The organism is Candidatus Magnetominusculus xianensis (genome assembly GCA_001541255.1).
In the GTDB taxonomy this organism is placed as follows: Bacteria; Nitrospirota; Thermodesulfovibrionia; order Thermodesulfovibrionales; family Magnetobacteriaceae; genus Magnetominusculus; species Magnetominusculus xianensis.
Window position 1 is genome coordinate 1 of record LNQR01000070.1, and the last position, 23,678, is coordinate 23,678.

A 23,678-nucleotide genomic window follows, 5' to 3' on the forward strand; every position below is an offset into this window, starting at 1 on the left:
TCTTCAAGATTGGCTAAAGAAAAATTGGCTCCAGAAAGACTGGCTCTTTCAAGATTGGCTCCAAAAAGATTGGCTCTTTCAAGATTGGCTAAAGAAAAATTGGCTCCAGAAAGATTGGTTCTTTTAAGATTGGCTCCAAAAAGATTGGTTCTTTTAAGATTGGCTCCAAAAAGATTAGCTTCTTCAAGATTGGCTCTTTCAAGATTGGCTAAAGAAAAATTGGCTCCAGAAAGACTGGCTTCTTCAAGATTGGCTAAAGAAAAATTGGCTCCAGAAAGACTGGCTCCAGAAAGACTGGCTCCAGAAAGACTGGCTCCAGAAAAATCCGACATATAAAAATCCGAGCCAATCAAATTCGAGTGTCTTAAATCGGCAAAACTTAACCCAATCGATTGTAAAATACAACCAGATATATCAAGATAGCTCAAGCATTTTTTGCTCAATATAAATTCATGCGAATATTTTCTTGGCTGGAGTCGGGAGAGTAATCCACCAAGACTAAATTTGCTTGGCCAATCAACCTTCGATATTTTTTTTGTCATTATGGCACAACTATTCATTATAACCAATAATGCTTCTTCGGCATTTCGTAACTGACTAATTAAGTCTATTGTATTATTTGCTGAATTAAAATCCTTTACAAAAAATCCATTTTTTAATGCAACTCCTAATAGATAAATTAATTCATTCTGCCACATTTCGAGTGTTTTACTATCATACAAAGCAAGCTCACCTTTAATAAAATTAAAAATATAAATATCCAAAGGTGCCCGACTGAAGAACTGTACCCACTTTTGCAGCGACTCTATATCATCCCAGCCTTTACCTAAAGAATCGTACCTTCTTTTTCTTTCTTCACACAGATTTTCGATAAATTCTACAATTCTCTTGGCTGTTAAATATTCACTGAAACTCTTATGCGTAAATTCAAATGTTTTATCTGTCCCATATCTGTTCGCTTCTCTAAAATAAAATGCTGTCATAAGCCTCGTTATACCAGGCTCCTCAGCTTCCTCAAATTTTCTCAGAAAACCTTCCAGAAGTTTTGGGTCACAAATTTCTTTTATTTTATCGATAGTTGTCGTTTTCATATCTCCGCAATACCATGCCGATATTGCTATATACTTGAGCAATCCTAAAAAATGTCTAAATTCTATAGCGCCAATATAAGGATGTTTATAGTTATCCCATTCCTTATTATAAATAGATTCTATTAGGTCATAATAGATAGTATTTGTATTCGTATCTTTTGTGAATATTATATTATTAAGCCCATAACTCAATGCTACTAAATAATTTAGAAGTGGTATCGCAGTTATCTCTTTTAATCTTGAGCTATCTAGCATTTCAGGCAATTCAACGTATCCTTTACCACTCAATTTTCCATATAATTCCCACCATGCTTGCCTCTGATCTTCTTTTATCAGTTTAAATTCGTCACTATAATCATATTCGGCAATTTCATTCTCAGATAAATAATAAGGCAGTAAATGCAGTATCTGATGGGGTGTTCTAATTTCGCTTTCGTTAGACTGTATGACTAACTCTCTGCCAGTTACGATTGCCATGAAATTTATTCCTACTATATTGTTAATTATATTAAGCTGTTTCTGAAGCTCACGAATGAAGGAATTGGAAACCTTGACTGCCGCTTGCCCCTGCATTACCAATTCATCCAGACCATCGAATATCATAATCACCTTTTTAAATCCAGACTTTTTATCGATTGGATTCACTTTCAAGAATCCTTCTTTATTTATATATTTATCGATCGCTTTTTCAAGATCATCTTCCATTTCAAATAGATGTAAAGGTATAAACAACAGTGGTATATCGAACTTATCGATAATCTTTGCAGCAAGTATCTTGACAGAGGTAGATTTACCACTCCCTGGACCGCCTGAGATAATTCGTATCTTGTCATCTTTACCGTCTTTTCTACCATCTTTTTCTATCCATTCGATAAGAGTACTTTGCAGATTGCATACGATTCTTTTATGATTCTTCTTTTCATCCTTTGTGTTCGAATCTATAATCTCTTTGTAATAGGCACGTAGAGGTATATATGCATCACTGATACTAAAAACCTCGGCAAAAAGCCTTTCATTACTTAAACTTTGTAAATACGTCTTATATCGAGTCCATCCAAGTTCATCCTCTACCGCTTCATCAAACGGTGTCGATATGAAGGACTTCTTTATACATTCGTATCTATCAGGTTTATTAGCCCATTCCTCGTTCAGCTCAAGCGCAAACTTACCACCCAAACGATTGTAAAGTCCTTTGGCTTCATAATCATGCAACCCAATGCGTTTAAACCAATCGATAAGAGGTGACTTGATGTAATCGATTATATCCAAAGATTTAGGATGTCTAAAAAAATCCTTCTTTATAGTTATATCGTTTTCCTCAAATGACATGTCCAATTTACTGCATAAAGCATCTATATCGTTTTCTGTAATATTCGGCGATCTTATGAGGTCTTTGTTTTCTATTACAAGTTTCAATATGGCATTTTTCAGAGACACTTGAATCAGAATCCATGCTATCTGAGCAGGGTCATTTTTCAACCCCGCGGTATTTGCTGCATCCAATAACTTTTCAGCCATGTCATCAAATTTTAGGGAAGCTCCTTTTATTACAGCCGCAGAAATAGCTTTGAAAAAGCCCCTGAAATCCACTTTTAGCGGCTTATTCCACACGCTGACCGGTCGTGTCAATTGCATAGTTGATCTCCTGTCGTTATATTAAGGGTCTCATAATTAAAGAATGAGGGCTCTGCCCTCAAACTCCCGGCAGGGAACTTGTCCCCTGCACCCCCTCTACGGGGCTTCGCCCCTTTATGAATAAGTCTGCCAATTTCCCTAATAGTTGACAATACCACTGATTGTCAGATTTTGTCTACAACTACTATATTTTTCGCGCTTGCCTTTATCTGTATCCTCTGTTAAACTACTGACGCTATGCCTTTGGGATATGGTGTGTTATCCAACGGTGACATCGATGCGGCATTATCGAACTGCGGGATTGTGCAAATCTCAGTGTTCAGGGAATGGGGAGGCACGATCGAAGATGTGTCGCGGCTTGTGGCGCGTTGCAAGGAAATTGGGCTGCGATATGTCATACATCCGGTTGGATATTATTTGTCTGAGACAAGGGAGGTTGAACGGGCAAAGACGCTTGATTTCTTATGCCGCCTTGCCGCAATGTCCGCCGATGCACTCGTTATTCATGACGAGGGGACACCGTGGGGGGGAAGACTTGAGGGGATTTTTGAGCGCTGCTACGTAAGGGCACTGGAAGAACTCTCCGGCATGTGCAGGGTGTCGATAGAAAACGCGCACAACACGCCGGACATTAAATGGTTCTGGGGGCGTTACTCTAACTCCATTACGCTTGACATCGGGCATGTTGAGGCTGCGGGGTTGGATTCTCTGGACTTTGTAAACGGTCTTGAGGACGAGATTATCAAAAAGATCGATTTCGTACACATACACAAGTGTAACGGTAAGCGTGCAGACGGCTCAAACGACCACTGGGGGCTTGATGCCGGGTGCCGGGAGCTGCAATCTCTGAGGCAGTTTTTAAAAAGAAAAAAGGACAGCGGCATAATCTGTGAGATAGTAGAAAATGACCAAATAATGACTACCCTAAAACTTATTGAACCCATAATGATGGAGGAGAGATGCTCGTAATACCGGCTATAGATTTGAAGGATGGTTCATGCGTAAGGCTCCTGCAAGGCAGAAAAGATGCTGTAACAAAGTACTCAGAAGACCCTGTAGAAACTGCCAGAAAATGGGTGCGCGAGGGGGCAGAGCTTATACACATTGTAGACCTTGACGGCGCATTTACCGGCGAGCAGAAAAATCTTCAGAGCATTAAGAACATACGAAAGGCAATCGACATACAGCTTGAAGTCGGCGGCGGTATCAGGGATTTAGAGAGGATACAACTGCTGGATTCAATCGGCATAGACAAGATAATCCTTGGCACAATCGCAATCAAAGACCCCGCGCTGCTGCGTGAGGCGTGTCAGAAATTCCCGGGTAAGATTATAGTAGGCATAGACGCCAAAAAAGGCCGTGTAGCAATCAAAGGATGGGAGGAAATAACAGAGACAACGGCAGCGGCCCTGGCCAAAGACGTGGAAGACTCAGGGGCGTCGGGGATTATCTACACAGATATAACAAAGGACGGTATGCTCATGGGCCCAAACGTAGAGGCAACGGCAGAGATAGCCAATCTCGTGAAAATCCCCGTTACGGCCTCTGGCGGCGTTGCTTCGTTAAAGGACATTGCTAATCTGATGACAATAAAGGGCCTATACGGTATAATAACCGGCAAGGCGGTCTATTCGGGCGCCATCGCACTAAGCGAGGCCATAGAGCTGGTCAGACGGGGGGGAAACTAACAGTGCTTGCAAAGAGAATCATACCGTGTCTTGACGTTAGAGACGGAAGGGTTGTAAAGGGGATTAATTTCGTAAATATTCGAGACGCCGGAGACCCGGTTGAAAACGCCGTTTTTTATGACGAACAGGGCGCTGACGAACTGACCTATCTTGACATAACTGCCTCTCACGAGAAGCGTAAAATAATGCTTGACGTAGTAGAAAAGACCGCCACAGATGTCTTTATCCCCCTGACAGTAGGCGGCGGTATAGGCTCGTTAGACGACATTCGTGACCTGCTGAACGCGGGCTGCGACAAGGTATCAATAAACACCACAGCAGTAAACAACCCTGAGTTCATCGCACAGGCATCGGCACGCTTCGGAAGCCAGTGCATAGTGGTTGCCATAGACGCTAAACGCAGTACTGGTGAGCCTGGTGACACCCCGCCCTGGCTGAAGGGCAGTGAATCCCTGTCATATCTTGATATTACATCGCACCTGGACACGGCTTGGGAGGTCTACACACACGGCGGCAGGCGGGCAAAGGGGATAGACGCTGTGAGGTGGGCGCGGTATATGGAAGAGATTGGCGCCGGTGAGATACTCCTGACAAGCATGGACAGAGACGGCACAAAAATCGGCTATGACATAGAACTAACGCGCGCAGTGTCAGAGGCCGTCAATATACCGGTCATAGCCTCAGGCGGTGCCGGGGAGCTTGGGCATCTCTATGATGCGCTTGCCGGTGGAAAGGCCGATGCGGTGCTGGCAGCCTCAATCTTCCACTTCAGGCAGCACACCATCAGGGAAGCAAAGGAGTTCCTTCACGCAAAGGGCGTTACAATGCGTTTATAAATAAAATGCAGCTGTCAAGGAGAAACCTGTTGACCCTTGCCCTGCTGACAGAAGGTGGGCTGATTGCCCTGTCCATAGGGGCGGGCAATTTTTTTGAAAATATCGTTTTTATCTCCTCACATGAAACAATCCTTCGTGATTTCCTGTTTGGGTTAGTTTTTTCCCTGGTGCCGCTAGCATTATTTGTCTCTTTTTGCTTGAAGCCACCGGCCTTTTTAAGCTCATTCAGGGATGTGATATTGCGTGATGTGCGGCAGTTGTTTGCCGGGACAAAGGCGGTTGACCTTGTAGTCATATCACTCCTTGCCGGGTTGGGGGAGGAGCTGATGTTCAGAGGCGTACTTCAGGCCAAAATAGGGATTGTGTGGTCAAGCCTGATATTTGGACTACTCCATTTCCTGACACCGGCATATTTCATATTTGCAACGGCGATGAGTTTTTATCTTGCCGAGCTTTGTATCTATTTCAACGGTGTTACCGTGCCGGTCACAGCACATTTTGCCTATGACCTCGGCGCGCTGATTTATCTGCGGTATATTTACAAAGACGGGGGTAGTTCGCCATAATAATATATGCGCTGCAACTGCAGCACCAAACACATTATTGGGGAGGACAAAACAGTGAGAAGATTAGTAATCGCGGCAATTGTGGCATTGGTAATAGGCATCAGCGGCGTCATCAGCGCTGCCGACGGCAAATATGAGGTCAAGCCATCGGCCACTATGAAGGAGATACTGTTTGAGCGCACAGGCAAACGGGTAATGATAAAGACAGACTCCGGCGAGGCACTTGAAGGCACACTAACCACAGTAGGTGACCAGGTAGCACATCTGTCCAAGCTCACCGGCAAGGACTACTACGACGCAGTAATACGCATAGACAAGATAACCTCTGTAGTGTTCAAGCCATAAGGCCGTGTGCGGGCGTTTTGTCAGAACAAGCGCAACACAGGCGATCCTGCAGGAGTTTGACGCAGAGGCCGATGGCCTGGACATAGCCCCATCATACAACATAGCCCCGTCGCAGGATGTGGCGGTCATAATCAAAGACGACAGACGCAGACTTGTGCTATGCAGATGGGGATTTATTCCGCACTGGGCAAGGGACATAACGAGTGCGACTAAGGCGATAAACGCCCGGGCTGAGACCGTTGCCGTAAATCGGGCATTTAGTGCGGCATTCAGAACTCACAGGTGCCTTGTTGCAGCCGATGGATTTTACGAATGGAGGCGGGGCAGTGCGGGAAAGGTCCCGGTATTTATACGCCAGAAATCAAGGAATACGCCGTTGGGTTTTGCCGGGTTGTATAGTACGCGGGCAGCCGCTGATGGCAGTGTCCTTCGAACATGCACGATAATAACCACGACGGCAAACAAGCTGGTGAGGACGATACACGACAGAATGCCGGTCATCATAGACAAAGCAGATTACGGCTTGTGGCTGGAACATGGGACTTGGGATACAGGCAATAAGAATGCCCTGCTTGCCCTCCTGATGCCATATCCTGACGATAAGCCTCTTTTAGAAGCCATCGATGTATCAACAATAGTTAATTCACCCAGGAACAACTCACCTCTTAATCTAACACTATAGACAAACTCGTAGTCTCAAGGGTAGAATATAATCATGGAAGCGCTTACAATTGAACGAGATTTAGATTTAACAGAGATAATAAACGGGGAGGAAGTTGTGTCGCCCAGCCCTTTTAGTAAACATCAGATAATCAGCCAAAGAATACTGTGGGTAGTCCTGTCTCATGTCAAGAAAAATGATTTAGGTAATGTGCTTTACTCTCCGCTTGACGTAATCCTTGAGGAAGGCTTAAACCGGCTTCAGCCTGACATATTGTTTATCAGGAAAAATAACACAGCCATCATTCAGGATTGGATACGAGGTGTACCGGATATGCTCTGTGAGATAGTTTCACAAGGGTCATTCCGATGGGATACCAATATAAAAAAAGAGATATACGAGAAATACTGCGTACCGGAATATTGGATAATCATACCGGAGCTTAAAATATTCGAAGTCTTTACCATTGAGAAAGGCAAGTATAAGCTCTATTCCTATGCCGAAGGTGAGGGCGCGGTTACGTCTAAGGTTATCGAGGGGCTGCAGGTTAATATCAAGGAAGTATTTGAAGATTAAGCATTCTATATAAAAATCAAACTGCCGAGATATAGGGGGGTATTAGTGACACATATCAATAATAATTGGTGGTGTGTCCCCAATCGTTTACCCTAGTACATTGCGGGTTGTTGCATCCTTATCCAAATATCAACATCATAGAATAACATACGCCTTTACCCTAACATGCGAGGACATTTTTACTTTGGTAAAAATAGGACATTTCTATTTTGGCTTGACACACCCTGCCATTACACACCCTGCCATTACACTTGACTTAAATACCTATATAATGGCATTCTATGACTTCAATCACAAAAGGAGTAATGCTATCTTAATTATGGGGCATAATAGGCTGATATGAATAATAAGAAATTCACCAGTTTCAAGACAAAAATACTCTTAGTGATTGTTATCGTTATGTCTTTATTCGGAATAGTTCTCACTGTTGATGGCTACAGGCAAGGGGAGATAAAGATTATTAATGACGCCAGGGAATCTGTTGTTATATTCGAGAAAGTATATAGCAGTGAGTTACAGTCCAGGAAACAGGATTTGTCCATGTCTCTTGAGATATTATTGTTAAACCGTGAAATTCAAACAGCATTTGCCAGTGGTAACAGGATAGCGCTTAATAGTTTAACTGTGGATTATTTTAAGAACAAACTCAAACCAGAGTACGGAGTCAAGCAATTTCAATTTCATACCCCCCCTGCCACGAGTTTTTTTCGTGTTCACAAACCTGAAAAATATGGCGATGACTTATCCAGTTTCAGGAAAACAGTTACAGCCGTCAACACAACAAAGAAACCAGTTTCCGGGCTTGAGGCGGGCCGTGAAGGGCTTGGTCTTAGAATCGTCTATCCTGTAACAGAAGGTGGCAGCCACATTGGAAGTGTCTAGTTCGGCGGGGACATAGATTCGATTCTTGAGGCGGCACAACAGACCACAGCGACAGATTATGCAGTGGCCGTAAAAAGCTCGATTTTTACAGAGTCACAGCGATTTGAAGACAAAGGAAAAGATTTAGAAAAAGACGGTCTCACGTTTTTTCTTTATTCAAATCCTGCTCTGAGAGACCTGGTTATGAAGCTTGATTTTAAGAAAGAAAATCACATCATTGCTTTAGAGGGAAAATCGATTTTTTTTAATCGATTTTCCTTTAAGGACTACTCTGGTGACATTATCGGGGACATTCTGGTAATAAAAGATGTGACGAAAATGGTTTTAGACAAACACAAGGCGGTGATTTATCATGTGCTGTTTACCATTGTATCAATAATTATAATAGTCATACTCCTATATGTTTCAATAGTGAAGACATTTGTAAGACCTCTGAACGAGGCCCTGAAGGCTACAGAAAAAATGGCCGGAGGAGACCTTGCAGTTGAAATCACTGCCGCCAATAACGACGAAGTCGGGCTGCTTATGGACTCTATGGATAATATGGTGAATAAACTTAATGCGGCTATTGTAAATGTGCAGGGGGCATCGCAAAACGTATCGCTTGCCAGTAAGAAGTTAAATGAATCCTCTAATGCCCTTAAACGCCAAATAACGGAACAATCCAACAGAACGTCCGGCATCATGGATTCAACAAATGAACTATCTGCAACCGCAGGGCAAATCGGCGCAAGCGCAGGAGAAATAGCTGATTCAGCCTCCGATGCACTACGGGTAGCCACAAACGGTAAAAAAATAGTAAATGACACAGTCATAGAAGTCCAGGGCATTGAGGCTACCGTGATGGAGTCATCAAAGGTTATGGAGACGCTGGGCGATAGGTCGAAACAAATAGGAGAGATAATCGCCGTTATAAATGATATAGCCGACCAGACAAATTTATTAGCTCTGAATGCTGCGATAGAGGCGGCAAGGGCAGGAGAACAGGGCAGGGGATTTGCCGTCGTAGCAGACGAGGTCAGGAAGCTGGCAGAAAAGACCGCTAAGGCTACTACCGAAATTAGCGGCATGATTGGGTCGATTCAGTCAGAGACGGAAAGGGCAGTGGATTCGATGAGGGAGAGCCTGTCACGCATTGAGGTTGGAGTGAATCTGTCGAAAGAGTCTGGTACATCACTAAATAATATAGTCGATAGTGTAAACACTCTCAGTGGCAAGGTGAGTCAGATTCTTACCTCTGTAGAGCGTATGACTTTGATTTCCGAGACAATGATGAACGATATAGGACAGATTGTTGAGATATCAAATATGACCGATAACATGGCAGAAGAACTTGGTTCTGCGTCAAATAATTTAGAGGGACTCTCTACGGCACTTGGAACAGTTACTGGTCAGTTTAGGTTACGGACAAAATCATAATAGAGGGACGATTAGTAGTGGCTGAGACTGCTTTTTACAGAGAAACACTGAACATTACAGATTATTAGGAGCTATAGAGATGAACATTAAAGTTATTTTAGAAAAAGGTGAGGATGGTTATTTTGTTGCCCATTGCCCGTCACTGAGAAGTTGCTGGTCACAAGGAAAAACGGCTGATGAAGCCTTGAATAATATCAAAGAGGCTATCAAATTGTTTGTAGAGCCTGACCTTGACGAATTTATTGAGGATGAAAATCATAAAATCTATGACTTGGTTTTATGAGGCTCCCATTATTATCAGGTCAACAAGTGCTATCGGCATTGCGGCGACTTGGTTTTGTTGAAGTTCATAAGAAAGGCAGCCATGTTAAGATGAAACATTCTGATGGAAGAATAATAGTATTTCCATACCATAATGAAATAGACCGTTTTACCTTAAGAGGAGCTTTAAATGATGCAAAAGTTAATATTATGGAATTTCTGAATAATATATAAATGCTATAGCATTTATGGGCAAATCTAAGGTGACAGGTTTCTTTTCCTTAATTGAATATTGCAACTTTACCCAATATTGTGTTTATAATTAAGGTAAGGCACAGGCTGCAACTAAGTGCTTTATATCACGGCTGTTGGATTTGGAAAAGGGGGCATTTGACTTTACCAAAGAGTGAGATTGCTGAATTTTGTAAGCGGCATCATATTCTGAAGCTGTCATTGTTTGGGTCATACCAGCATGGCACTTTTACGTCGAAGAGCGATATCGACCTCCTTGTTGAGTTTGACCCCGAACATATACCAGGCCTTATAGCCCTATCAGGCATGGAGATAGAGTTGAGCGTTATCATCGGGCACAAAGTGGACTTGAGGACACCGGAAGATTTAAGCCGCTATTTTCGCAAAGAAGTGGTCGAATCAGCAGAGGTACAGTATGTGCAGCCGGGAAGATAATATTCGGCTGCATCATATGCTTGATGCAGCTAAGGAAGCCATTTCATTTTTACAAGGCAAGACGAGAATATCTCTGGATGATAATCGTATGCTGACACTTTTTCTTGTCAAAGAAATTGAGATTATTGGTGAGGCTGCAACAAGAATTTCAAAGGATTGCCGTGATAAGTATCCTCATATCCCGTGGGAGAGTATAATCAATATGAGAAACAGGCTCATTCATGCCTATTTCGATATTAATCTCGATGTAGTTTGGCAGACGGTTGAAGTGGATGTCCCATCCCTGATCATGGAATTCGAAAAGATAGTTATTGAGAAACAAGACCCTGGCTGACCTCTGACACTTGCTGTTTGCATTTTCATAGCGCTGGACAAAATAATGATGCCCGCAGAGTATATTTTTTAGCGTTACACTTCTGTCAGGTATTTTATCAAACCTTATTTGGACAATTGACCGAAATGGCTTTATTCTGTTACATTAATTTATGCCAGCAGGAACAGCTCATACCGAGAAATTAACGAATGGAGAAGTGACCAGTGAAGTCGAACCTGAAGATACAGGTTATCCTGAAACGTCTTTTGATCCCGATAAGATTAGGGTAGACCAGCAAACAACAAACCTTGGCTATCTTATTGAAATGCTATTCGAGGGTGAAATCGATTTGACGCCTGAATTTCAACGCTCTATGGATTTATGGGGCCCACAGCAAAAAAGTCAACTAATAGAGTCTCTATTGCTGGGACTACCGTTGCCCTCTTTCTATTTTAGCATAGATAGACTTACGAACAAATGGGTGATAGTTGATGGATTGCAGAGGTTTTGTACATTTAATGATTTTATTATTAAAAATGAACTCAAACTTTCCGGGCTTGAATTTTTAAAGTCATATGAAGGTAAAACATATGTAGAGTTATCCAAGGCAGACAAACGAAAAATAAGTGGTACAAAGATTAACTTTTATGTAATAGAAAGGCAGTCCCCTTCCTATGTTAAATTCCTTATTTTTAAGCGTGTTAATACCGGAGGCTTAGTCCTGACCCCGCAGGAGATCAGACACGCATTGAATCAGGGGATTCCATCAAGGTTTATTGAGGAATTAGCAAATTTAGAAGAATTTAAGCAAGCTACAGATTATCGAATCCCTTCAAAACGTATGGAAGACAGGGATTTTGCTAACCGCTTCGTTGCCTTTTATCTTTTGGATTATGATGCTAACTATAAAGGTGAATTAGATAGTTTCCTTAATGATGGAATGGAGGCATTGGCAAAAACAACTGAGGATGAGCGTGCTAAAATCAAAGAAGCCTTTAGAAAGTCAATGGAGCTTTCGTATAAAATCTTCGGCAACGACGCCTTTAGAATAAGGCGCAAATCAGATGCTAAACGCAATCAAATCGCAAAAGCACTTTTTGATACGATCAGTGTTAACTTTGCATGGCTTACCGATGAGCAGCAAGCACAACTGCTTAACAAAAGTGATGTTTTTCGAATAAAACTTATTGATTATTTCAATAAAGAGGATATTTCTAAACCAATAACGTCGGCAACAGCCAAAAAATCAAACGTTATATACAGATTCAAACTCATTAAGAACATGCTGAACGAGATAATTACATAATGATCACTTCACTTCATATAAAAAACTTCAAGTCCCATAAAGATACGGAATTAGAGCTATCCAATATAAATATCCTGACGGGCTTTAATGGAATGGGAAAGTCATCAGCAATGCAATCCATTCTGCTTTTAAGACAATCACATATAAAGAATCTTCTGTCAAAAGGGCTTGATTTAACCGGTGACCTATGTCGAATCGGTACGGCAAAAGACGCCGTCTTCATGTTGGCAGAAACTGATGGCATAGAATTTGAGATCAAACAAAAGAATAAAGATGTTGTTAAATTTATATTCGACGCAGGTGCAGAAGGAAGCTCATGGAAAGAGTTAACACATGTGTCAGAACGTCCAACACGTGCCGGATTACTTCTAAATAAATTAAACCTTACAACGCGACCCGGCAAAGACTTCACTACATTTCTCAAACATAAAATAGACCATTTCACTGATCTATCTTTTAACACTGATTCAAGTATATTTAATAATAGCTTTCAATATATTAGTGCGTTTCGCATTGGACCTGTTATGTTTTATGAAAAAGATACCGCTTTAGTAGAGATTTTTAATCAGATGTCAAGGAAAGAAGGCCGATGCGAGTTAGTGGCCCATTATCTTTATTATAATAAAAAAGAGCAGGTTTCTGATAAATCCCTTACGAAAGATAAGGACGCTGATCCCGGGCTTATATTTCAGGTGATAGAGTGGCTGCAGGAAATATGTCCGGACATAAATAATATTTATATTGACGAGGTTTCAGAGGACAGTTATAAAGTGGAGTACAGCTTTAGCCGAGGTGAGGGAGCAGCCCAAACCGATAAGTTTAAGGCAATGAATGTCGGATTTGGTGTTTCTTATGTGCTTCCGATTATTGTGGCTGCCCTTCATACGCCAAAAGACGGCCTTTTACTGATTGAAAACCCTGAGTCGCATATTCATCCCGCTGGGCAGGCCAAACTCATGGAGTTGATTTGTAAATCCGCAAAGACCGGAGTACAGTTTATCATCGAGACCCATAGCGACCATATCATTAACGGCCTCTTAGTGGCGACAAAAAAAGAAATCATTAACCCCGATGACTCAAGGGTATATTACTTCGATAGAAACATCAGCACTCATGCCACGCAGGTTACTCATCTGCCGGTGCTGCCAGGGGGTAAAATCCGAAGACCACCAAAAGGTTTTTTTGACCAAATGGATAAGGATATGACTGCATTAATGGGATTTTAAACGTTGGCCGGAACTAACCTTTTTTTATTACTTGCCGAAACTACACCCTCTAATCAATGGATGCAACCTAATGTATTTCAGGATGAGTTATCACTTAACCAATATGTAAATGAGCTGTCTGTTAAATTAGAAGAAATAATAATTGAAAATTATATAGGATACTTTGATGAGGAAAACCGTCTTAATTTTATTAAACACTATAACATGGATGATTTTCCTTATGCCCCTATTACACGCCTTAAAAGACTATTACGCGATTGGGAAAACTGGAGAGAGACTATCCAACAATCATCAGATAAAGAATATAAAATATTTGGACAGCCCATTAAAGACCATACTTTTTGCGAGATCAGCAAACGACAGGCTACAGACAAGAACAACAATTATGCCCTGCTGAATCACCATGCTTGCAAGATCATGGACAAAAATATTTCAGTTAGTATTGATGGAAGAAATGCTTATTACTTTCCTAACCTGCAAAACTTTACATCACTAATACAATGGTTCGTTGAAAATCGTAAACCAAAGCGAATGTTTAATCTTAATCCGAAACATGGTGAAAATGGTCGTGGTAATTGGCCAGACGCCAGTTCACTGGAATGTTCAAAGGACGAGGCTCAGGAATTGCTTAATACCGCTATTGGAGATTCGGGAAAAACATTATATACTTATGATAAAAAGAATATGAAGTATATTGTGTTTAGGTATGAAAACACTGACGAGGACAAAATTACATACCATGGTTATCATGTTGCTCTAAATTCAACGGACATTCCTCAATCTGTCAAGAACTTTTTTGACCAGAAAAAATAGGATTGGCGCCGTTGGGGCAGTGCATACAAATCTAAATATTCGTTGACAAAACACCTGCACATTCTTTAAGATTCCTATGCGTGAGTGTTATATCAGCAATCTCAGCAAATAACAGGCGGCCTATAATAAGGTGGAGAAATGTACTTTCAAACTTTGATAATGAAACTCAATGAGTTTTGGGCGTCTAAAGGATGTGTCCTCTTACAGCCCTACGATGTGGAGGTAGGGGCTGGGACGTTTCATCCGGCAACGTTCTTTAGGGTTTTAGGGCCAGCCCACTGGAAGACCGCATACGTCCAGCCATCACGCAGACCCACTGACGGGCGCTACGGCGAAAACCCCAACCGCCTGCAACACTATTACCAATATCAGGTAATCCTGAAGCCATCGCCCACGAATTCGCAGGAGGTCTATCTCGAAAGCCTCCGGGCAATTGGCATTGACCCCAAACGCCACGATATACGTTTTGTCGAGGACGACTGGGACTCCCCTACGCTTGGCGCATGGGGACTGGGCTGGGAGGTCTGGCTTGACGGCATGGAAGTTACTCAGTTTACATATTTTCAGCAGGTCGGCGGGATTGATTTAAAACCCATATCGCTGGAGCTTACATACGGGCTTGAGCGCATTGCAATGTACCTGCAAGGCGTGGACAATGTCTATAACCTGCGCTGGAACGAGGATTTCCTATACGGCGACATACACAGGCAGGACGAGGTGGAGTGCTCTAAGTTTAACTTTGAACTGTCAGATGCGGCTATGCTCAGACGGCATTTCGATGACTTTCATGCCCAATCCGGCGCCCTTGTGAAGTCGGGGTTGACGCTTCCGGCCTATGAGTATTGCTTGAAATGTTCTCATGTGTTTAATCTCTTAGACGCGCGCGGGGCTATTTCTGTGAATGAACGAACCGGATATATTGCACGAGTGCGGGGGCTTGCCAGGCTCTGCGCTGAGGCTTATTCATCAAATATTTTAAATAATGGGCCTGATTCGCCCTCGGACACTCGCCCATGAACGATAATTTAACTATATCACTATTGCTTGAGATTGGCACTGAGGAGATACCGGCAGGGTTTCTCTCAGACGGCGTTGCCGCTATTGAAGAACTGGCCGTTAAACAATTAAAAGATGCCGCGATTGAATTTTCTGAGCTCAGGGTATATGCCACACCAAGGAGAATTGCTGTCATTGCCCACAGCGTCAAGCCATATCAGGAGAAAAAGGTAAAAGAGGTCTTCGGGCCGCCTGTCTCAGCCGCCTATGACGCCAATGGCAATCCCACAAAGGCCGCCCTTGGATTTGCCGCTACACATGCAATCGATGTAGGGCAGCTGACAACTCAGAAAAGGGGCAAGGGGCAGTATATCGTTGCCCGAATTGAGGAGCCAGGTCTTGCCGTTAAGGACATAATCGGCGTGGTGTTTGAGAAAATCATTGCCTCGATACGCTTTCCAAAGATGATGCGATGGGCTGATCTCGATGTTAAATTCGCACGCCCTATCTGCTGGATAACCGCCCTGTGCGGCAGTGAACCTGTCAGCCTGAAATACGGCGGAGTTGAAAGCTCTAATGTTACATACGGTCATCGCTTCCTTAGTGAAGGCGCTGTCACGCTGCATGACATTAATAATTATATATCAGCCCTGAGAGCAAACCTTGTCATACTCGACCAACATGAAAGAAAAGAAGAGATTAGAGCACAGGCGGCAGCAATAGCGGCAGAATTTGGCGCCTCCGCCGTTACTGATGAGGGTCTGCTTGAGACTGTAACATACTTGGTCGAATATCCTGTCTGCGTAACAGCATCTTTCCCTGATGAGTTTCTTCAGCTTCCCTCAGAGCTGTTAATCAGCGTAATGCGCGGTCATCAAAAATATTTTGCCCTTGAGCGTGACGGTCGTTTAATTAATCAGTTCATAGTGGTGAGCAACACTCTCAAAGAAAATGCGGCAACCGTCCGTGCGGGCGCTGAACGCGTCATAAAGGCACGCCTTGAGGACGCAAAATTCTACTACAGACACGACCTTGAGTTGACGCTGCATGAGCGTATTAACGACCTTAAGGGGATTACCTTTCACGATAAACTTGGCAGCCTTTATGACAAATCAAAGAGGCTTGAACTGATAATTGATTACATCTCTAAAGAACTCTATGAACCAAACCCAGCCGAATTAAACAAGTTCGTCCCAGCGGCCAGTCTCTCAAAGACCTCGCTTGCAACCGGCGTTGTTCGGGAGTTTACAGAGCTGCAGGGCGTCATGGGCAAGCACTATGCCATTAAGGATGGTTATGATAAAGAAATCGCTGCTGCCCTCAACGAACAGTACATGCCTACACAATCAGGCGCTGAGATTCCCGTAACTGAGGTGGGTACGGCGTTGAGCCTTGCGGACAAGCTGGATAATATTGTGTCATTTTTCAGCGTTGGGCTGGTCCCTACCGGTTCAGAAGACCCCTTTGCCCTCCGTCGTCAGGCCATAGGGCTTATCTCGATTTTAATAGAGAATAAATTTACAGCCGTTACTATAAAAAAACTAATTGACCGGACGATAACTATTTTACAAAAAGACGCTGTGCTTGCCGCCCAGATAGAGGTGTTTTTTCGGGCACGGCTTGAGGCCATGTTTTTATCGCGGGGTTATGCAAACGACGAGGTGCAGGCAGCGCTTGACGGCTTTATGGAGATACCGCCAGTATTGCTAATCAATCGCCTTGACATGCTGCGTGATTTAAAAAGTAGTGACGGCTGTAACGAATTTTTATTTGCATTTAAAAGAATACAAAACATAGTCCCTGGGGGTATTATAGCAGAGCCAAACCCTGAGCTGTTTATTACGAATGAGGAAAAAGAACTGTTGATATTCCTTACTGATATTAAATATGATATTGCTGATGCAGTCTCAAAAGGGGATTACAAGAAGGCATATGAAAAGATGAGTACGCTGATAGGGCCAATAAACAGATTTTTTGACAAGGTGCTGGTTATGGATAAGGACGAGCTGCAGAAGTCAAATAAGCTGGCGCTTTTAAATGAAATTCGCCGTATGTCTGTTAAGTTGGCTGATGTATCGAAGTTACAGGAGAGGTAAAAGGAGAAGGCGCACTGTGCTTGACAAAATAAAAACATCTATGATAAGAAACGAGTGGACTGATAGCCTGTGTTTGACAGGTAATAAAAAAGCCCGGAGGTAACAATGAATCCAGATGAGCTTCGCTATCATAAAGAACACACATGGGTAAGCATATCCGGAAAGAAGGCAACCATAGGAATAACGGATTATGCACAGGATGCGCTTGGAGATATAGTATACATAGACATCCCCGAGGTTGACGCTGAGGTTGAGGCCAACACCGAGATGTCAGAAATCGAATCGACAAAGGCAACATCCTCAGTGATAGCCCCGTTAAGCGGCACAATACTAAGCGTAAACGAGGATTTAGAGGACTCGCCGGAGATAATCAACGAAGACCCCTATGGCAAGGGCTGGATAGCGGTAATTGAAATCTCCGATGACTCGGAACTCGACGATCTCATGGACGCCTCTGACTACGACAAGTTTATTGAAGAGGAAGCAGGATGAAAATACTAATACTTGGCTCCGGCCCGGGCGGCTATGTCGCAGCCCTGAGAGCGGCGCAGATGGGGGCTGAGGTCACGGTAGTCGAGGAAAAGGAGGTCGGGGGGACGTGTCTTAATGAGGGCTGTATTCCAACTAAGACCCTTGTGGCGTCGGCTGAGGCATATGCCACAGCAAAAGACCTTGCCTCATTCGGAATCGACTTTTCGGGGGAGATAAAACCTAACGCTAAGAAGATAGTTGACCGTAAGAACTCAGTCATCGCAACTCAGGTAAAGGGCATAAGGGGGTTGTTTAAGAGCTGGGGCGTTACGCTCAAAGAGGGCAGGGGGAGTTTTATCTCTGAGAAAGAGATAAGGCTAATCCCAAAAAACGGCCCCGAGGAGACCTTAACGGCAGATAAGTTTATCATAGCCACAGGGTCGCGCCCGGCCTCTATCCCTACGTTTCCCTTCGACGGAAGGCGTATTATATCGAGTACCGAGGCCCTTGACATGCAGGAAATCCCGGACTCGATGCTGATAATCGGCGCAGGCGTCATGGGATGTGAGTTTGGCTGCATATATCGTGAGTTCGGCACAGAGGTCACCCTGATTGAACTAATGCCCCGGGCGCTGACCACAGAAGACCCTGAGATTTCACAGGTCATAGAGCGGGAACTCAAGAAAAAGAAGATAAAACTCCACTTGGGCGTAAAAGTGGAAAAGGTCACGACAGACGATACGTCTGTTAAGGCCTATCTATCTGGCGGCAAGGAGTTATCCGCCTCAAAAATGCTTGTAACAATAGGCAGGGCGTTTAACACTAACGGTGTCGGCCTTGAACACGCAGGTGTGGAGATGGACAAGCGCGGGGCAATCATCGTTAATGACTCAATGGAGACCTCAAACAAGGACATCTACGCAATTGGAGACGTAACAGGCGGGATGCTGCTGGCGCATGTGGCCTCAAAGCAGGGCCTGTGTGCGGTTAGTAATATTATGGGACATAAAGAGAAGATGGATTACACTGTTATACCGGCTGGGATATTCACGCACCCTGAGATAGCCTCTGTGGGGCTGAGAGAGCATCAGCTTGCAGAGCGCGGCGCCAAGTACAAGGTTGGGCGTTTTCAGTACCGCGCCCTCGGCAAGGCCCACGCCATGGGTGAAATCTCCGGGATGTTTAAGGTAATTGCCGACAGTGATACGAATAAGATACTGGGGGTTCACATAATCGGACACAATGCCGCAGACATAATCCACGAGGCGGCAGTGGCAATGAAGGCAGGACTAACGGCAGAGGCGCTGGCTGAGACCGTTCATGCCCATCCGACCCTTGCAGAGGGCCTGATGGAGGCGGCAGAGGACGTCATGGGACGAGCAGTTCACGTACCGAAGCCATAATGAGAAAGGGGCGAAGAGCCCCATAGATGGGGTGCAGGGGACAAGTTCCCTGCCGGGAGTTTGAGGGCAGAGCCCTCATTCTTCAAGTAATAAGACCCTTAATAATGATACCGGTCGTTGAGCCGGAAGTTATAAAATTTTAGAGACATAACATTAAAAAAGGAGGAGAGCATATGTCAGAAATCGTAAAGGTTCACGCCAGGCAGATAATGGACTCAAGGGGAAACCCCACCGTAGAGGTAGACGTAGTACTCGAGAGTGGTTACATGGGAAGGGCGGCAGTCCCAAGCGGCGCTTCAACCGGTGAGAGAGAGGCCGTAGAACTCAGAGACGGCGATAAAAAGAAATACATGGGTAAGGGCGTTCTAAAGGCAGTAAAAAACGTAAACACAGAGATAGCAAAGAAGGTGCTTGGCGCAGAGGCAACCCATCAGGCAGAGATAGATAAGATAATGATAGACCTCGACGGCACACACAACAAATCGAGGCTTGGCGCTAATGCCATATTGGGTGTATCGATGGCAGTAGCAAAGGCCGCAGCCGAAGAGACAGACCTGCCGCTTTACAAGTACATCGGCGGTGTAAACGCAAAAGAGCTTCCCGTGCCGATGCTCAATATCATCAACGGCGGCGCACATGCCGATAACAACGTAGACGTCCAGGAGTTTATGATAATGCCCGTTGGGGCTACATCATTTGCTGAGGCACTTAGGATGTCGGCTGAGGTATTTCACAACCTGAAGAAGATTCTGCATAAAAAGGGACTTTCTACTGCGGTAGGCGACGAAGGTGGATTTGCCCCCAATCTGAATTCCAACGAAGACGCTATCATAGAGATAATGGAGGCCATAGGGGCAGCAGGCTACAAGGCAGGCAAGGATATGCTCATCGCCCTTGACGTGGCGTCAAGCGAATTGTTTAAAGACGGAAAATATGATTTTGCAGGTGAGGGAAAGAAATACACCCCTGCAGAACTCGCTGACTACTATGCCTATCTTGCAGACAAATACCCAATAATCTCAATCGAAGACGGCATGAGCGAAAACGACTGGGACGGCTGGAAACTGCTTACAGACAAACTCAAGACAAAGGTACAGCTTGTAGGTGACGACCTCTTTGTTACTAACCCTGCAATCCTGAAAGAGGGCATTCAAAAAGGTATAGCCAACTCGATACTTGTAAAGGTAAACCAGATTGGTACGCTGACTGAGACGCTTGACGCGGTTGAGATGGCAAAGAGGGCAATGTACACTGCCGTTATCTCCCACCGCTCCGGTGAGACCGAAGACACCACAATCGCCGATATAGCCGTTGCCCTGAACGCCGGGCAGATAAAGACAGGCTCGACCTCCAGAAGCGACCGTATTGCAAAATACAACCGCCTGCTGAGAATCGAAGAAGAGCTTGGCAGCAGCGCTATTTACAAAGGTCTCGGCACATACTATAATCTCAACAAATAGAGGGGAAATGTGATTCGAGCGGCTGGGGGGCTCAAGTATTTTCCCCCGCCGCCCGATATATAATAGGCAATGGCAGCAGAAGAACAGCAGGATACAGCCCGCAAAGCCCCAAAAGGGACAAGGAAGAGTCTGCGCGGGCAGATAGTCTCTGAGCGTAAGCGCCGAATACGCATAACCCTTATCATGTTTGCTATTGTCCTGACAATAATCGGCTTAAATCTGGTTTTCGATGAGGCTGGTTTTATTAAATATGTAAACTTAAAAAAAGAAGAGAATATACATGAGCAAAACATAGCCAAAATAGAAAAAGAAATCGCCGCGCTCAAAGAAGAGATACTTGAGATAAAAGCTGACCCATTTCAAATCGAAAAACAGGCAAGAGAGGGACTTGGCCTCACCAAACCAGACGAATATGTCTTTATGTACGGCAAGTAGCCGTTTAGCTCAGTGAACCGGTTGCAGTTATGAAGAGGATTGTGGCTGCAATCACAGGCGCTAGCGGTGCCATTCTGGGTATCAGAGCAGTTACTGAGCTGTTAAAGACCTCGGAGGTGCATCTGGTTATCTCACAATCGGCCTTCTCCATCATTGCACATGAAACAGGTCACGCATGGGGCGCTGCTCCAGTCAGGGATTACTTCAAAAGCAGCCGCCTGTATTACCATGATGAGGGTGACCTTGAGAGCCCCATTGCAAGCGGCTCATTCAGAACGGACGCAATGGCAGTAGTTCCATGTTCGATGAAGACACTCTCTGCTATAGCTAACGGCTATGCCTCTAACCTGACGGCAAGGGCGGCAGATGTTACGATAAAAGAAGGAAGAAAGCTGATTATCTGTCCTCGTGAGATGCCATTCAGCGCTATACACCTGGAGAACATGCTAAAGCTGGCCCGTCTCGGTGTGGTTGTCGCTCCCCCAGTGCCGGCATTCTATCACAGACCGGAGACCATCGATGATGCCGTAGATTTCATAGTTGGAAAGATACTCGACCAGCTCAATATCGAACATAACCTTTTCAAACGCTGGGGCAGCACCGATGTAACGTCAGCGATTCCCCTATGAAACAGATCAGGTCTATAAAGACAAAATTATTGATAAGGATAATTCTGTCTTTTGTCCTCCTGTCTATAATCATTCAGGCCATTGTGATAGCCAGTTTCAGGAACTTTGGCATGGATGCATCAAAGGAAAGGGGGTTGTCGGTAGCCGAGATAATCAGGGATGCCATTACGTCATTTATGATTCTCGGCGTATATGATAAGAGGGATATTTTTCTTGACCGCTTGAAATATGCCCATGGTATCAAGGACATAAGGGTTCTCAGGGGTAAGTCTGTAATACAACAATTTGGACAAAGCGAAATCAATGGAAAGACACCTACGCTGCTCGAAGAGCAAGTCCTTGACTCCGGTAATATCAAATCGGCGGTAAAGGAGGACCTCCTGAATCTTGAATATGTTATAGTGATCCCTTATAAGGCTGTATCCAATGAGCGCGTAAGATGTCTCCAGTGTCATAAGGCAACAGAAGGCGAAGTGCTCGGGGCGGTAACCGTTGTCATTGACCTTACCAAACAGAGGCGTTCAGGTGTATCTGTTATGTCCTATATGGTAGCAGTGTCGTTGTTTTTTTCACTAGGCACACTCTACATAATCTATATATTTTTCAAGCCTTACACGGAGCTTTTTCTTAGATTAAGATATGGGTTTGAACACGCCTCAGAAGGGGATTTCAGTAAAAAGGTCGAAGTTGCCCTTGCAGATGAGGCCGGTGATGTAGCAAAGGGGTTTAACATTATGACAGATAACCTCTCTAAAACCCTCTCTTCCATAGATAACAAGGTGTCTATATTGATTGGATATCAGATTACAAAGACTGCCAACGCACTCAAAGACACGACAAGGACAGTAGATATGCTCGTGAAAATATATAATTTTAAGAGGACTATAGAAAAAGATGCAGTAAAGAATGATATATTTATGAGAATTGAACAAATGCTGATTGAAATGGGAATCGAAAATTTTTCTATCTATGAAGCGAAATTAGACAAAAATACCATTACAAATGTTATATCGAGGGCTGACATGGAAAACAGCGCTCGTTTGGGGATAAATGGTGAAAGCAGCAAGGTATCCTGGTGTGATGAGTCAATTTTAACAGATGCAGGGCAGTGCAGGGCGATACGTACTGGCAGTGTTGTGAACTCACAGGAATTTCCACTCTTATGCCAGAATTTCATATGCTCTCAGGCCTGCAGCCTGGACTACTATTGCATTCCTATTTATATTGGAGGGCGTGTCGGCGATGTACTGCAGATAGTTTACGGCAAAGGGCGCGATGAGTTTACCATGACACTTATTCCGTTTATAAAGGCATATCTTCTGGAGTGTGAACCGGTGATTGAGGGAAAGACCTTTATGGAGCTTCTCAGGGAGCAGTCCCTTGTTGACCAGCTTACAGGCCTTTATAACCGCCGCTTCCTTGATGAGATAAATAACAGCCTCTGCCGTGCCGCAATAAGGAGAAAAACCCTTGTTGGAATTTTATTGATAGACATAGATCACTTTAAGCATGTAAATGATACCTATGGTCATGATATTGGAGACAAGGTACTTCAAAAAGCGGCCTCGATTATCAAGGCATCGGTCAGGGAATCAGACATTGTCATTCGCTATGGCGGCGAAGAAATATTGGTACTCCTTGTAGATGCAGCAGAAGGGAATTCTATTGAAGTTGCGCAGAAGATATGCAGTAATTTCCAGAATGAGTCCATTGAAATCCCCTCTGGTGCCTTGAATAAAACCGTCAGCATCGGTGTTAGTGAGTTCCCAAAAAACTCTGACAAATTCTGGACATGCGTAAAATATTCTGACACTGCCCTTTATAAGGCCAAAAATGACGGCAGAAACAGGGCATATCTTTACAAAGAAGATACCTAAGTCGTA

At 43.9% G+C, this 23,678-nt stretch carries 25 protein-coding genes; 24 read left to right on the plus strand and 1 reads right to left on the minus strand.

The features are described 5' to 3' along the window. Positions 1-2,726 (minus strand): pentapeptide repeat-containing protein (locus ASN18_RS09775; protein WP_085052565.1); only part of this gene is annotated, 2,726 nt, incomplete at its 3' end. A 255-nt stretch (positions 2,727-2,981) separates the two neighbouring features. On the opposite strand from ASN18_RS09775, the gene ASN18_RS09780 reads away from it, so the two are divergent. The 24 genes from ASN18_RS09780 to ASN18_RS09895 all read left to right on the plus strand — a co-directional run bounded on the left by ASN18_RS09780 (position 2,982) and on the right by ASN18_RS09895 (position 23,672). Next, positions 2,982-3,695 carry an apurinic/apyrimidinic endonuclease family protein gene (locus tag ASN18_RS09780; protein ID WP_085052566.1) on the plus strand — a complete coding sequence of 238 codons (714 nt, stop codon included), beginning with the start codon at positions 2,982-2,984 and terminating at the stop codon, positions 3,693-3,695. Continuing rightward, positions 3,686-4,414: a 1-(5-phosphoribosyl)-5-[(5-phosphoribosylamino)methylideneamino]imidazole-4-carboxamide isomerase gene (hisA, locus tag ASN18_RS09785; RefSeq protein WP_085052567.1), complete on the plus strand. Its 729-nt coding sequence runs from the start codon at positions 3,686-3,688 to the stop codon at positions 4,412-4,414. Before ASN18_RS09780 ends, hisA begins: the two co-directional genes overlap by 10 nt. A 2-nt stretch (positions 4,415-4,416) precedes the next feature. Then, positions 4,417-5,250, plus strand: a complete 834-nt coding sequence (hisF, locus tag ASN18_RS09790; protein WP_085052568.1) for an imidazole glycerol phosphate synthase subunit HisF — start codon at positions 4,417-4,419, stop codon at positions 5,248-5,250. A gap of 5 nt (positions 5,251-5,255) precedes the next feature. Beyond that, a complete protein-coding gene (locus ASN18_RS09795; RefSeq protein WP_085052569.1) occupies positions 5,256-5,816 on the plus strand; it encodes a CPBP family intramembrane glutamic endopeptidase in 561 nt (186 codons plus the stop codon). 54 nt (positions 5,817-5,870) lie between these two features. Beyond that, the gene (locus ASN18_RS09800; protein ID WP_157072927.1) at positions 5,871-6,161 is read left to right on the plus strand and encodes a hypothetical protein; all 291 of its coding nucleotides are present in this window, start codon (positions 5,871-5,873) and stop codon (positions 6,159-6,161) included. A gap of 4 nt (positions 6,162-6,165) precedes the next feature. Then, positions 6,166-6,843 carry an SOS response-associated peptidase gene (locus ASN18_RS09805; RefSeq protein ID WP_085052571.1) on the plus strand — a complete coding sequence of 226 codons (678 nt, stop codon included), beginning with the start codon at positions 6,166-6,168 and terminating at the stop codon, positions 6,841-6,843. A 33-nt stretch (positions 6,844-6,876) separates the two neighbouring features. Then, complete coding sequence (locus ASN18_RS09810; protein WP_085052572.1) at positions 6,877-7,398, plus strand: Uma2 family endonuclease; 522 nt, start codon at positions 6,877-6,879, stop codon at positions 7,396-7,398. Positions 7,399-7,737: 339 nt separating this feature from the next. Beyond that, complete coding sequence (locus tag ASN18_RS09815) at positions 7,738-8,280, plus strand: cache domain-containing protein (RefSeq protein WP_085052573.1); 543 nt, start codon at positions 7,738-7,740, stop codon at positions 8,278-8,280. 63 nt (positions 8,281-8,343) lie between these two features. Further along, the gene (locus ASN18_RS09820; protein WP_085052574.1) at positions 8,344-9,699 is read left to right on the plus strand and encodes a methyl-accepting chemotaxis protein; all 1,356 of its coding nucleotides are present in this window, start codon (positions 8,344-8,346) and stop codon (positions 9,697-9,699) included. Positions 9,700-9,778: 79 nt separating this feature from the next. Further along, positions 9,779-9,982, plus strand: a complete 204-nt coding sequence (locus ASN18_RS09825; RefSeq protein ID WP_085052575.1) for a type II toxin-antitoxin system HicB family antitoxin — start codon at positions 9,779-9,781, stop codon at positions 9,980-9,982. Then, a complete protein-coding gene (locus ASN18_RS17965) occupies positions 9,979-10,194 on the plus strand; it encodes a type II toxin-antitoxin system HicA family toxin (RefSeq protein ID WP_085052576.1) in 216 nt (71 codons plus the stop codon). Before ASN18_RS09825 ends, ASN18_RS17965 begins: the two co-directional genes overlap by 4 nt. A gap of 156 nt (positions 10,195-10,350) precedes the next feature. Further along, positions 10,351-10,647 (plus strand): nucleotidyltransferase family protein, encoded by a 297-nt coding sequence (locus ASN18_RS09835; protein ID WP_236861653.1) that lies wholly within the window; start codon positions 10,351-10,353, stop codon positions 10,645-10,647. 16 nt (positions 10,648-10,663) lie between these two features. Then, positions 10,664-10,981 carry a HepT-like ribonuclease domain-containing protein gene (locus tag ASN18_RS09840; RefSeq protein ID WP_157072928.1) on the plus strand — a complete coding sequence of 106 codons (318 nt, stop codon included), beginning with the start codon at positions 10,664-10,666 and terminating at the stop codon, positions 10,979-10,981. Between the two features lie 151 nt (positions 10,982-11,132). After that, a complete protein-coding gene (locus ASN18_RS09845; RefSeq protein ID WP_085052578.1) occupies positions 11,133-12,266 on the plus strand; it encodes a DUF262 domain-containing protein in 1,134 nt (377 codons plus the stop codon). Next, on the plus strand, positions 12,266-13,492 hold the full coding sequence (locus ASN18_RS09850) for a DUF3696 domain-containing protein (protein ID WP_085052579.1): 1,227 nt from the start codon (positions 12,266-12,268) through the stop codon (positions 13,490-13,492). The genes ASN18_RS09845 and ASN18_RS09850 overlap by 1 nt, the downstream gene beginning before the upstream one ends. Positions 13,493-13,495: 3 nt before the next feature. After that, entirely contained in the window at positions 13,496-14,305 is an 810-nt protein-coding gene (locus ASN18_RS09855) for a hypothetical protein (RefSeq protein ID WP_085052580.1), read from the plus strand. A 138-nt stretch (positions 14,306-14,443) separates the two neighbouring features. Then, positions 14,444-15,322, plus strand: a complete 879-nt coding sequence (locus ASN18_RS09860; protein ID WP_085052581.1) for a glycine--tRNA ligase subunit alpha — start codon at positions 14,444-14,446, stop codon at positions 15,320-15,322. Further along, positions 15,319-17,397: a glycine--tRNA ligase subunit beta gene (glyS, locus tag ASN18_RS09865; protein WP_085052582.1), complete on the plus strand. Its 2,079-nt coding sequence runs from the start codon at positions 15,319-15,321 to the stop codon at positions 17,395-17,397. The genes ASN18_RS09860 and glyS overlap by 4 nt, the downstream gene beginning before the upstream one ends. A gap of 105 nt (positions 17,398-17,502) precedes the next feature. Continuing rightward, the gene (gene gcvH, locus ASN18_RS09870) at positions 17,503-17,889 is read left to right on the plus strand and encodes a glycine cleavage system protein GcvH (RefSeq protein WP_085052583.1); all 387 of its coding nucleotides are present in this window, start codon (positions 17,503-17,505) and stop codon (positions 17,887-17,889) included. Further along, on the plus strand, positions 17,886-19,271 hold the full coding sequence (gene lpdA, locus ASN18_RS09875; protein WP_085052584.1) for a dihydrolipoyl dehydrogenase: 1,386 nt from the start codon (positions 17,886-17,888) through the stop codon (positions 19,269-19,271). Before gcvH ends, lpdA begins: the two co-directional genes overlap by 4 nt. A 173-nt stretch (positions 19,272-19,444) precedes the next feature. Then, positions 19,445-20,731 carry a phosphopyruvate hydratase gene (eno, locus tag ASN18_RS09880; protein ID WP_085052585.1) on the plus strand — a complete coding sequence of 429 codons (1,287 nt, stop codon included), beginning with the start codon at positions 19,445-19,447 and terminating at the stop codon, positions 20,729-20,731. 69 nt (positions 20,732-20,800) lie between these two features. Then, a complete protein-coding gene (locus tag ASN18_RS09885) occupies positions 20,801-21,166 on the plus strand; it encodes an FtsB family cell division protein (RefSeq protein ID WP_085052586.1) in 366 nt (121 codons plus the stop codon). Positions 21,167-21,195: 29 nt separating this feature from the next. Beyond that, positions 21,196-21,795, plus strand: a complete 600-nt coding sequence (locus tag ASN18_RS09890) for a UbiX family flavin prenyltransferase (protein ID WP_085052587.1) — start codon at positions 21,196-21,198, stop codon at positions 21,793-21,795. Next, positions 21,792-23,672 (plus strand): diguanylate cyclase, encoded by a 1,881-nt coding sequence (locus ASN18_RS09895; protein WP_085052588.1) that lies wholly within the window; start codon positions 21,792-21,794, stop codon positions 23,670-23,672. Before ASN18_RS09890 ends, ASN18_RS09895 begins: the two co-directional genes overlap by 4 nt. The last annotated feature ends 6 nt before the right edge of the window (positions 23,673-23,678 follow it).